The 11,674-nt window shown below is 63.5% G+C and carries 10 protein-coding genes; 5 read left to right on the forward strand and 5 right to left on the reverse strand.

The window, feature by feature from the left end; all coding sequences use genetic code 11:
• Positions 1-2: 2 nt before the first annotated feature.
• From C495_RS08250 to C495_RS08260, 3 genes are all read right to left on the reverse strand, one after another.
• On the reverse strand, positions 3-2,366 hold the full coding sequence (locus C495_RS08250) for a DEAD/DEAH box helicase (protein WP_008161852.1): 2,364 nt from the start codon (positions 2,364-2,366) through the stop codon (positions 3-5).
• Between the two features lie 72 nt (positions 2,367-2,438).
• Entirely contained in the window at positions 2,439-3,038 is a 600-nt protein-coding gene (locus C495_RS08255; protein WP_008161855.1) for a hypothetical protein, read from the reverse strand.
• A gap of 83 nt (positions 3,039-3,121) precedes the next feature.
• On the reverse strand, positions 3,122-3,637 hold the full coding sequence (locus C495_RS08260) for a PH domain-containing protein (protein WP_008161856.1): 516 nt from the start codon (positions 3,635-3,637) through the stop codon (positions 3,122-3,124).
• Between the two features lie 157 nt (positions 3,638-3,794).
• Here C495_RS08260 and lipA point away from each other — a divergent pair, with 157 nt between their 5' ends.
• The 5 genes from lipA to lpdA all read left to right on the forward strand — a co-directional run bounded on the left by lipA (position 3,795) and on the right by lpdA (position 10,219).
• Positions 3,795-4,757 carry a lipoyl synthase gene (gene lipA / locus C495_RS08265; RefSeq protein WP_008161858.1) on the forward strand — a complete coding sequence of 321 codons (963 nt, stop codon included), beginning with the start codon at positions 3,795-3,797 and terminating at the stop codon, positions 4,755-4,757.
• Between the two features lie 273 nt (positions 4,758-5,030).
• The gene (gene pdhA / locus C495_RS08270; RefSeq protein ID WP_008161860.1) at positions 5,031-6,137 is read left to right on the forward strand and encodes a pyruvate dehydrogenase (acetyl-transferring) E1 component subunit alpha; all 1,107 of its coding nucleotides are present in this window, start codon (positions 5,031-5,033) and stop codon (positions 6,135-6,137) included.
• A gap of 1 nt (position 6,138) precedes the next feature.
• Entirely contained in the window at positions 6,139-7,137 is a 999-nt protein-coding gene (locus C495_RS08275; protein ID WP_008161861.1) for an alpha-ketoacid dehydrogenase subunit beta, read from the forward strand.
• A 1-nt stretch (position 7,138) separates the two neighbouring features.
• Positions 7,139-8,719 (forward strand): dihydrolipoamide acetyltransferase family protein, encoded by a 1,581-nt coding sequence (locus tag C495_RS08280; protein ID WP_008161863.1) that lies wholly within the window; start codon positions 7,139-7,141, stop codon positions 8,717-8,719.
• Between the two features lie 57 nt (positions 8,720-8,776).
• A complete protein-coding gene (gene lpdA / locus C495_RS08285; RefSeq protein ID WP_008161865.1) occupies positions 8,777-10,219 on the forward strand; it encodes a dihydrolipoyl dehydrogenase in 1,443 nt (480 codons plus the stop codon).
• 27 nt (positions 10,220-10,246) lie between these two features.
• Here lpdA and C495_RS08290 read toward each other — a convergent pair whose 3' ends face one another.
• Positions 10,247-10,543, reverse strand: a complete 297-nt coding sequence (locus C495_RS08290; RefSeq protein WP_008161866.1) for a DUF7521 family protein — start codon at positions 10,541-10,543, stop codon at positions 10,247-10,249.
• Positions 10,540-10,917 carry a winged helix-turn-helix domain-containing protein gene (locus tag C495_RS08295; RefSeq protein WP_008161867.1) on the reverse strand — a complete coding sequence of 126 codons (378 nt, stop codon included), beginning with the start codon at positions 10,915-10,917 and terminating at the stop codon, positions 10,540-10,542. The genes C495_RS08290 and C495_RS08295 overlap by 4 nt, the downstream gene beginning before the upstream one ends.
• Positions 10,918-11,674: the final 757 nt, after the last annotated feature.

Below are 11,674 nucleotides of genomic sequence, written 5' to 3' on the forward strand. Positions count from 1 at the left end.
TCTCAGACGACGTCGACGGTTCGGGACTCCTCGAGTGGCACCAGCGGCTCCTCGGGGATGGCGACGCTGACGGTAAACTCGAGCTCGTCGGCGTCGGCCCCGAAGACGCCGACGGGGAGCGTCTCCGTGTCGCGCAGATACGTGCTTGTACTGCTCATTTCGACCCCGTTGACGGTGACGCGGATGCCGGCTCGTGCGGGTTCGCCGACGTTGCGGACCGTCACCTCGCGGACGTCGTTCTCGCCCGTCGCGATCGACTCGGGGAACGCCCCCCAATCGATCTCGAGGACGGGCAGCGACTGGGCTCCTTCGTAGACCCGTTCGGCGACGCCCTCCGAGAGCCCGGCATCGATGAGGCCCTCGAGGCCCGCTGCTACGACGTCTTCTGGGGTCGAGATCCCTTCCGTCGCGAGTTTGCTCGCCCGCCCGGGGCCGACGCCGTCGATGGCCGTCAGCCCCACTGCGTCCTCGGCGACGCCGTTTTCGATCTGGGCTTCGACCCGCCGGGCGAGGTTCGCCGCGTGCGGGTCCGTGAGCCGGTCGAGAAACGCACCCAGCGCCGAGATGAGTCGCGTCGCGTTGCGCCGGATCACCCACGCATCACTGCGCAGTTCCGACGGCGTCGAGCCGCTGGCCGCCCCGCGGAGGATTGCGAGCACTTTCCGCTGGCCGGCCTCAAGGTCGCCCGTCTCCTGTCCGACGAGGACGGCGTTGATCGCGTCGCGTTCTGACTGACGGGCCGACACCGAGTCGAACTCGCCGGCGGTCGCGACTGCCTCGAGGATGTCTTCGGGCTCGAGGCTCTCGCCCCCCTCGACCCGATCACACAGTTCGGCGAACGTCGCGGCCGTCTCGAGGCGCAGGTAGTACTTCGAGGCCAGCACGCCCCGCGGCGTCGCCTCGATCGACAGCTCCGGCCCGGTCTCGACGAAGCCACGATCGACCAGTCCCTCGAGGCAGTCTCGAACCCGCTGGCGGAGGTTCGGGAAGTCGTACGCGTCGGGTTTGGACTGGCCGCGGACGTAGTAGAAGGTCGTCTCGAGCCAGTCCATCACGTCCTCTAAGTCGGCGATCGTCCCCATCGCGATCTCGGCGTTGAGGTGTGTCTCTAAGGTTTCGGCGAGTCGGGATTCGATCTCCTTGCCGTCCCGGAGCAGTTGGCGGTACTTGTCCGCGTCCGCCCCGTCACAGACGACCCAGCCGTAGCCGACGTCGTCGTAGCCGGGTCGTCCCGCCCGCCCGAGCATCTGGAGGACGTCGAGTGGACTCATGTCGACTTCGCCCTCGAGTGGGTCGTGGTGTTTCGTGTCCCGAATCACGACACAGCGGGCGGGGAGGTTGACACCCCACGCGAGCGTCGAGGTCGAAAACAGCAGTTCGATGGCACCCTTCTTGAACCACTTTTCGACGAAGTCGCGATCGTTCTTCGACAACCCCGCGTGGTGGAACGCGACGCCGTCGGTGACCGACTTGGATAGCGTCTCGTTCTCGAGGTCCTCTTTCTCGTCGTGGAAGTCGTAGTCGTGGAAATCGTGTCGCGCTGTCATCGGGACGTCCCGCTTGGCAATCTCGTCTCTGGCCTTCTCCGCCGCGCGGACGGTATCCTGCCGGGAGGAGACGAAGACGAGCGCCTGCCCGTCCTCGCGGAGATGGGGCTCCGCGATATCGAGTGCACGATAGAGGCGGCGATACTTGTCTGCAAACGAGTTCTCGCCGTGGGTGTAGGTTTTGACGCCGGCGTGTAAGTCGACGGGGCGGTACTCATCGCCGAACTCGAAGGTGGTCTGCTCGGGCGCATCGAGCCACGCCGCGACGTCGTCGACGTTCGGCATCGTCGCCGACAGCGCAACGACGCGGGGCGCACAGAGCCGCCGCAGCCGCGAAATCGTGACCTCGAGCACCGAGCCTCGACGGTCGGCGTCGAGCAGGTGGACTTCGTCGATAACACAGACGTCGATATCGGTGACGAAATCGTATCGGCGTGAGTCGTGTTTGCGGGTCGCCGAGTCGAGTTTCTCGGGCGTCATCACGAGGATGTCTGCGCGTCGCGCGCGCCGCGGGTTCAGGTCCCGTTCGCCCGTGACGACGTACACCGAGTAGTCGAGGTTCTCGAACCGTTCCCAGTCGTCTTCTTTCTCGTTGGTCAGCGCCCGCAGCGGGGCGATAAACAGCGCCGTACCGCCGTCGGAAAGTGCCTTACAGATCGCCAGTTCGGCGAGGGCAGTCTTGCCCGACGCTGTCGGCGCGCTTGCGACTACGTTTTCGTCGGACTCGAGCAGCCCTGGCAGTGCCTCGCGTTGCATTCGGTTGAACTCCTCGAAGGCAAAGGCGTCGGCAAACTCGGGGAGAACCTCGGCGACCTCCATCACACGAAACCGGGGAGTGACAGGCCAAAGGCGTTTCCTTCGCGCTCGCGGAGACGGGCGACGGCCGAACGACTATCGTGCGTTGAACACCGCTGCAAGCACCGAGCCAGCGGTTGCAAACACGAGTGGGTAGAGCAGGCCGCCAAGGATGAGTGCGGGGACGAACTCCGGCGAGATCGACCCGGTCGCTTCGATACCGAACACTTCGACTTCGGTGCTGGATTCGGCGACGAGCGCGCCGAGGCCCATGACGACCGCGTAGCCGATCGTCACCGGCGCACCGACGGCGACTGCCTCGCCGAGGTCTGTCACGTCCCACTGGACGGCCAGAATTGCCCCGATCGTGAGCAACACGAGCGGCGGGATCACGTACAGCAGATCGGCCCCCGAAGCGCTCGACTGTGCGATGAAATCAACGGTGCTTGCGCCGCCGAACGAGCCAAACGCGCCGCTGGCTTCGACGTCGACCATGTGGGCGTTATAAAAGTACCAGGCCACACCTTTCCAGTCGGCGACGTCGTCGCCGAAGGCCTCACGAACTTCGCTGACGATCAGCACGTACGTCACGAGATAGCCGATCGCCACGGCCAGCACACCGAGGCCCGCACTTGCCGCGACGCTCGAGCCACGTGATACCGTACTGTCGTCTGTTGCCGAACGCTGTGAGGTCATCGTACCGACTCTCGAATAGGGTCGGTCGTATGGGCTTTGTGGTTTGCGGTGGTTTGCAGTGGTGTGACGGCGCTCGAGAGATATTAGACCACTGACTCGTCGGTCGTCGCCGCCTCGAGTTGGTCACTCAACAGTTGCGAGGCGCGTTCGGGGTTGGCAACCCGCTCGAAGACGAGTTCGGGGTCGCCGGAGCCGGCGGTGTAGACGGTCAGATCGCCGTAGCCGAGCGCGCGGCCGACGGCGCTTTGGCTCAGGCTCGTGTTCTGGACGCGGTCGAGGCGAAACTGGGTGACGTCCCTCGAGATGACGCCGTGTTTTTTGTACAGCTCCGAGCTCGTGATCACGTAGCGGGTGTTCGTCCAGACGAGATATCGGGCGACCGCGAGCCCGAGCCCGACGACCGCCACGAGGAGGCCAACGGCCGTCAGGAGGCCGGCCCCGTCGGTCGCCGTCCAGCCGGTGAGGACGAGGCCGACGAGCGCGAGGCCGACCCCGACCGGGAGTCCGAGTCCCATCGTGATCGGATGCGGTCGGCTCTCCCAGACGACGTCCTCGTCGTCGCTGATGTGAAACCAGTCGGGGGTCGTGCCAAACGCCATCTGTACCGTCTAGGCGCGCACCCAGCCTAAAGCTATCAGGTGGCTACCCTCGGTAACCGTGGCATACTGCCCTCGAGGGCGACGGTCGCTGTGCGCTTCGTGACGGCTCGACTGGCGTAACCACCACGATTTTCACTGCGCGACCCGTTGTGTTGGTATGAGCAGCGCACGCAAGCCCGACTGGTTGAAGATGCGGCCGCCGTCGGGTCGGGAGTTCGCCGGCATCCGGGAGACGCTGCGCGAGCGCAACCTGCATACCGTCTGTGAGGAGGCGAACTGTCCGAACCTCGGCGAATGCTGGTCCGGCGGTGCTGGCACCGGCGATGGTGAGGGTGGGACGGCGACGTTCATGTTGATGGGCGATCGCTGTTCTCGAGCCTGTAACTTCTGTGATGTCCAGACCGGCGGAATGGAGCCGCTCGATCCCGACGAACCCGAAAACGTCGCCGAGGCGATCGCCGAGATTGGGCTGGATTACGTCGTTCTGACGAGCGTCGACCGGGACGACCTGCCGGATCAGGGCGCAGGCCACTTCGCAGAGACGATCCGCGAAATTAAGGACCGACATCCCGGCATTCTCGTCGAAGTCTTGATTCCCGACTTTCAGGGCGAAAAACACCTCGTCCGGAAGATCATCGACGCCGACCCGGACGTAATCGCTCACAACGTCGAGACTGTCTCCCGCCTACAGTTCCCCGTTCGGGATCGGCGTGCGGGCTACGAACAGAGTCTGGGCGTACTCGAGCAGGTCGAACGTGAGTCCGATATTTATACGAAGACCTCGATCATGCTGGGTCACGGCGAGTACGACCACGAAGTCTACCAGACGATGGCTGATCTCCGCGAACGCGGGGTCGACATCGTTACCCTCGGGCAGTATCTGCGACCCTCGATGGACCACCTCGAGGTCAAACGCTACGACCACCCGGATAAGTACGAGACGTGGCGACGGGTCGCCGAGGAGGAACTCGGATTTCTGTACTGTGCCAGCGGCCCGATGGTTCGCTCGTCGTACAAGGCGGGCGAGCTGTTCGTCGACGCCATCCTGCGTGAGGGAAAGAGCGTCGAAACGGCGAGAGCCGAGGCGCGCCGCCAGCAGTCGCCACAGACCGAGTCCTGATCGGTTTCGACAGCGTTCGATCGACGCCTGAAGGCGATTTCACCGCTTTTCTGCCCATCACCCGTGTATTCGTTCAGTATCGCTCTCGGCGCGAGGGTTGTGCTGGACAAACGAGTTGAAATGTGGCGCTCGATCCATTGATGTCCACAAAGAGCCACTGACGGGCGAAATTCTCCGATTGGGAGGCAAGAATCTCGTAAATAGTAAACTATTTTGGGAAACTCCTTTATCCTGAGCGATAGTTCGTTAGGGTATGGACAGGTGGGACTCCCCGTGAGTACGATACAGCGCGATCCGCGCGAGCGAGTACAGATACTCGACGACTCCGGGCAGGTTCTCGAGGACGCCGAGGTGCCCGACCTCTCCGAGGCGGAACTCGTCGAAATCTACGAGCAGATGCGGCTGGTGCGCCATTTCGACGAACGGGCAGTGAGCCTCCAGCGACAGGGTCGGATGGGAACGTATCCTCCGCTGTCGGGGCAGGAAGCCGCCCAGATCGGCAGTGCTCACGCCCTCGACGTCGACGACTGGGTGTTTCCCAGCTACCGCGAACACGGCGTCGGGCTGGTTCGTGGGCTCTCGCTCGAGCGAACCTTACTCTACTGGATGGGTCACGAACAGGGCAATCACATCCCCGAGGACGCCAACATCTTCACCGTCGCGGTCCCCATCGCGACCCAGATCCCACACGCGACGGGGGCCGCCTGGGCGTCGAAACTCCGCGATGAACAGAAGGCGTTTCTCTGTTACTTCGGCGACGGGGCGACCTCAGAGGGTGACTTCCACGAGGGGCTTAACTTCGCCGGCGTCTTCGATACGCCGACCGTCTTCTTCTGTAACAACAACCAGTGGGCGATCTCGGTCCCACGAGAGCGCCAGACGGCAAGCGCCACGCTGGCACAGAAGGCCGAAGCCTACGGCTTCGAGGGCGTGCAGGTCGACGGGATGGACCCCCTCGCGGTGTACAAAGTCACCCGCGACGCCGTCGAGAAGGCAAAGAATCCGGCCGACGACGAACTTCGGCCGACGATGATCGAGGCGGTGCAGTACCGCTTCGGGGCGCACACGACGGCCGACGACCCCTCCGTCTACCGGGACGAGGAGGAGGTCCAGCGCTGGAAGGGCAAAGACCCGATTCCGCGTCTCGAGACGTACCTTCGCACCGAAGGGATTCTCGACGACGAGCGCGTCGACGCGATCGAATCTCGGATCACCGAGGACGTGGCCGACGCGATCGACGCCGCGGAGTCGTTCGAACGCCCCGATCCCGAGGAGATCTTCGCACAGGTGTACGAAGGCATGCCCCGACGCCTGCAACGACAACTCGAGTATTTCGAATCGCTTCGCGAACGCCACGGCGACGACGAACTTCTAGAATAATATGGCTGCAGAATCAGACGCACGATCGGAGAACCTCACGCTCGTACAGGCGGTACGAGACGGATTACAGACGGAGATGGAACGCGACGACGACGTCATCGTCATGGGCGAAGACGTCGGGAAAAACGGCGGTGTCTTCCGCGCGACCGAAGGGTTGTACGACGAGTTCGGTGAGAACCGGGTCATCGACACCCCGCTGGCTGAGTCCGGCATTATCGGGACGGCGATTGGGATGGCCGCCTACGGAATGCGACCGGTCCCCGAGATCCAGTTTCTCGGCTTCATCTACCCCGCGTTCGATCAGATCGTCTCTCACGCCGCGCGCCTGCGATCGCGCTCGCGCGGGCGATACACGTGTCCGATGGTCATCCGGGCTCCCTACGGCGGCGGCATCCGCGCCCCCGAACATCACTCCGAGTCGACGGAGGCGATGTTCGTCCACCAGCCCGGACTCAAGGTCGTCATCCCCTCGACGCCCCACGACGCCAAGGGGCTGTTGGCGAGTGCAATCCGCTCGCCGGACCCGGTGATCTTCCTCGAGCCGAAACTCATCTACCGGGCGTTCCGCGAGGACGTTCCCAGTGACTCCTACGAGGTGCCACTCGGCGAGGCGGCCGTCCGACGCGAGGGATCGGATATCTCGGTCTACACGTGGGGCGCGATGACCCGCCCGACGATCGAGGCTGCAGACGCCCTCGAGGGAACGATCGACGTCGAGGTGATCGACCTGCGGACGCTGTCACCGCTCGACGAGGAAACGATCGTCGAGTCGTTCAAAAAGACCGGACGGGCCGCGGTCGTCCACGAGGCTCCCAAGACGGGCGGGCTCGGGGCGGAGATCGCCGCGACCTTACAGGAGGAGGCATTGCTGTATCAGGAAGCGCCAATCGAGCGTATCACGGGCTTCGACACGCCGTTCCCGCTGTACGCACTCGAGGACTACTACCTGCCCGAACCGGCCCGAATCGAGGACGGTATTCGAGACGCGATGGAGTTCTAACATGGTCAGAGAGTTCGAACTGCCGGACGTCGGCGAAGGGGTCGCAGAGGGTGAACTGGTTTCGTGGCTGGTCGACGCAGGCGACGCGGTTTCCGAGGACCAGCCGGTCGCGGAGGTCGAGACCGACAAGGCGCTCGTCGAGGTTCCCTCGCCGGTCAACGGCACCGTCCGCGAGTTACACGTCGAGGAAGGCGAGATCGTCCCCGTCGGGACGGTCATCATCTCGTTCAACGTCGAAGGCGAGGATGACCTCGAGGCCGTCTCCGACACTAGCGGCGAACCTGCCGAGGACGCCGACGCTGGCGAACCAGCCGACGGTTCTGATTCGGTTGGAGCCGATGTCGACGTAGTCGAGACGCCCGAGGACCGCGTGTTCGCTCCCCCACGCGCGCGACGGATGGCACGCGAGGAAGGCATCGACCTCTCGAGTCTCGAGGGCAGCGGGCCAGGTGGCCGGATCACGGCGGCAGACGTTCGGGCTGTCGCCCGCGGTGACGCCGACAGCGAGCAGGCCACGGTGGAACCGACGCCAACCGACGCGACGACGGCTGACGACTCGAGTGCTGCGGACGTGGCTGCCGCCGAGGCAGAGCAACCAGCCGAGACGGCAGTCGAACCGCCAGCAGGGACCGACTCTGCTGACCGCGAGACGACTCTCGCCGCGCCGGCAACCCGTCGAATCGCACAGGAGGAAGGTGTCGACATCGATGCCGTCCCCGCTACCGAGGAGCGCGACGGCGAGGCGTTCGTCACCCCCGAAGCGGTCCAGGAGTACGCTGCAGCCCAACAGCGGACGCAAGAAGCCGACACGGCCGCGCTCGAGGCGGGCGAACCGGTCGGTGAGAAAGGGGCCGAGTTCGCTCCCGGCGAACGCGAGCGCCGCGAGCCGTTCCGTGGCGTGCGCAAGACGATCGCCGACGCGATGGTCGAGTCGAAATACAGTGCGCCTCACGTCACCCACCACGACGAGGTGGACGTGACCGCCCTCGTCGAGACTCGTGAGGACCTCAAATCGCGTGCCGAGGAGCAAGGCATTCGGCTGACGTACATGCCCTTCATCATGAAGGCCGTCGTCGCCGCGCTGCAGGAGTACCCCGAAATGAACGCGGTGATCGACGAGGACGCCGACGAGATCGTCTACCGCGATTACTACAACATCGGCATCGCCACCGCGACCGACGTCGGTCTGATGGTGCCCGTCCTCGAGGACGCCGATGAGAAGGGGCTGTTACAGCTCTCTTCGGAGATGAACGAACTCGTCCAGAAAGCCCGCGAGCGGACGATCAGCCCCGACGAACTCCAGGGATCGACGTTTACGATCACCAACGTCGGCGGTATCGGCGGCGAGTACGCCACACCAGTCATCAACTACCCCGAAGCCGGCATTCTGGCGATCGGCGAAATTAAGCGCAAACCGCGCGTGGTGACCGACGACGAGGGGACGGAGTCGATCGAACCCCGCTCCGTCCTGACGCTGTCGCTGTCGTTCGACCACCGACTGATCGACGGCGCGGTCGGCGCCCAGTTTACGAACACCGTTATGGAGTACCTCGAGAACCCCAGCCTACTATTGCTCGAGTGAGCGTAGCCCAACACACACCATGAACGCGAACTCATCGAACACGGAGGAACTGTACTGATGGTCGTCGGAGACGTCACCACTGGAACGGACCTTTTGATCATCGGAGCCGGACCCGCCGGCTACGTGGCCGCGATCCGCGCCGGCCAACTCGATCTGGACGTCACGCTCGTCGAAAAGGACGCCTACGGCGGCACCTGCCTGAACTACGGCTGTATCCCATCCAAGGCACTTATTACGGCGACCGATATCGCCCACGAGGCCGGCAACGCCGAGGAGATGGGTATCCACGCCGATCCAGCGATCGACCTCGCGGGGATGGTCGAGTGGAAAGACGGCGTCGTCGACCAGCTCACGAGCGGCGTCGAAAAGCTCTGTAAAGCGAATCAAGTCACCCTGCTCGAGGGGACGGCCACGTTCGCCGACGAACACACCGTCCGCGTCTCCCACAGCGGCGAGGGACAGGGCTCGGAGACCCTCGAGTTCGAAAACGCCATCGTCGCAACCGGCTCGCGCCCCATCGAGATTCCGAACTTCGAGTACGGCGACGAGCCAGTGTTGAACTCGAAACAGGCGCTCGCGCTCGATGCCGTCCCCGACTCGATGGTCATCGTCGGCGCAGGCTACATCGGGATGGAACTGGCGGGCGTGTTCGCCAAGCTGGGAACTGACGTGACCGTTATCGAGATGCTCGACTCGATCCTACCGGGCTACGACGACGATCTGAAACGCCCCGTCAAACAGCGAGCGAACGACCTCGGCATCGAGTTCGAGTTCGGCTACACCGCCTCGGAGTGGCACGACCGCGACGACGGCGATGGCATTCAGGTCCTCGCCGAGCCAGCGGCCGACGACAGTGACGACGAGCGACTCGAACTCGACGCCGAGAAAGTCCTCGTCGCCGTCGGTCGCCAGCCCGTCTCGGACACGCTCGCCCTCGAGGAGGCCGGCATCGAGACGGATGATCGTGGCATTATCGAAACCGACTCGCGCGGGCGGACGTCTGCCGAGCACATCTTCGCTGCCGGCGACGTGGCAGGTGAGCCGATGCTCGCCCACAAAGGCAGCATGGAGGGGAAAGTCGCCGCCGAAGTCATCGCCGGCGAGCCGTCGGCGATCGACCATCAGGCGATGCCCGCAGTCGTCTTCACTGATCCCGAAATCGCAACTGTCGGGATGACCGAATCCGAGGCCGAAGACGACGGCTTCGAGACCATCGTCGGCACGTTCCCGTTCCGCGCCAGCGGCCGGGCGCTAACGACCGGCGATACCGATGGGTTCGTCAAAATCGTTGCCGAAGAATCCGACGGCTACGTCCTCGGCGCTTCGATCGTCGGTCCCGAAGCCTCCGAACTCATCGCCGAACTCGGTCTCGCAGTCGAGTTGGGTGCGACCGTCGAGGACGTCGCCTCGACAGTGCATGCTCATCCGACGCTCTCAGAGTCGGTGATGGAAGCCGCCGAGAACGCGCTTGGCCACGCGATCCACACGCTGAATCGCTGATAGCACGGCCCCCACGCAGTCCGGCTGTCACTGCACGTACAGCGAATACGCGATTACGAGAAATCCAGCCAGCACGAGTAGACTCTCGAGTAGAATTCCCATCGCGAGTCGAACACCGAGGAGTTCATACAGCAATCCAGCAAGGACGAGGCCAAGCGTGACGAGGCCGAACCCTGCGGCGAGATAGCCAAGTGCACGCTGTCGCGTCCGCCGGTATGCTTTGAACGCAAAGTACGTGATGATGCTCCCAACGACGAGTACGAGCGTCTTGACAGCGGCAAGCAACAGCGCAACCTCGGTGACGGCGCTTTGGTGTGGGCTCATGTCTCCTTTCGCACCTCCGACCACAACTCGGCCAGCCGTTCATCTGCCGTTCGGGCCGGTCGCTCGATCTGGACTGCCAGCGTTCGATCGTCGTCTAACACGAGCGTGATCTCGTCGAATGCGACGGTGTACTTACTCGCGTGATGGCCGTCTTGGCGGATTTCTGTCGACTCCTCGAGGAGCGTCGACTCGGTTAGCACCTCTAGCTTTCGGTACAGCGTCGATTGGGGAATGTCACACTCGTCGGTTAACTCGGCGGCCGTCATAGGTTCCTCGAGGTTTCTAATGATCTCGCGGCAGTCGGGATCGTCGAGCGCAGCGCAGATTTCTTCTGCTGACGGCGTCGACTCCGAAGCGATCGGGTCCCGGACCATTCGTCTGTCTCTTATGACGCACGTGGTTTATCGGCATCGATGCGTCTGCTAACCGAGGCCGGGACGTCGTCAGCTCTGTCGTGTCGCTCGAGTCACGAAGCCTTCTTAGACATGCACGCTCAAGTGCATCCCACGCGGGTCTCATTCGGTCCGACCGCGTCTACAAGGGCGGGATGATCGGCCGACCTCCGCCCGCGTAACATTCTGTCTGCGAACCGACTCTCCCTCGAGTACTAACAACGGTTATGACCGCGATGGATCCACGGCGTCGGTGGAAAACCGTGCCATGGTATCGAGTTCCGACTGTCGGTTCATTCGACGGTCTTATATGTGGATCGGGCACTCGATACTAATGCAACCGTCGTGGCGCACGTCGCCACGTCCTCCGGCCGTGTTCCGGCACGGAGGAAGTACATCATCCCCCCTCGTACACGATTCGTCGGATTCTTCCGGCGGTACCATACGTCTCTGGGCAGTCCAAAACGGACGTGTTCGTGGTCGATCTCATCGGCCACGACTGTTCACTGCCTTTATGCGTTGTTGGGCGATCGCAGTGGATCGATAACACCGCCCCGGATGCGACTTCCGGCGACGGACGATCCGACGCCCTTAAGTGTACAAGGCGATTCGGATGTGAATGCAAAGAAGACGTGATCGACGGCGCGTTCAATCCGCGCCGTCATCTCGGATCACTCGAGTTCGAAGGGGTTATGTACTCCCGACGGCTTAGAAGTAGATCCGAAGGAAATGAGGATCC

The sequence above is a fragment of the Natronorubrum sulfidifaciens JCM 14089 genome (genome assembly GCF_000337735.1).
Classification (GTDB): domain Archaea; phylum Halobacteriota; class Halobacteria; order Halobacteriales; family Natrialbaceae; genus Natronorubrum; species Natronorubrum sulfidifaciens.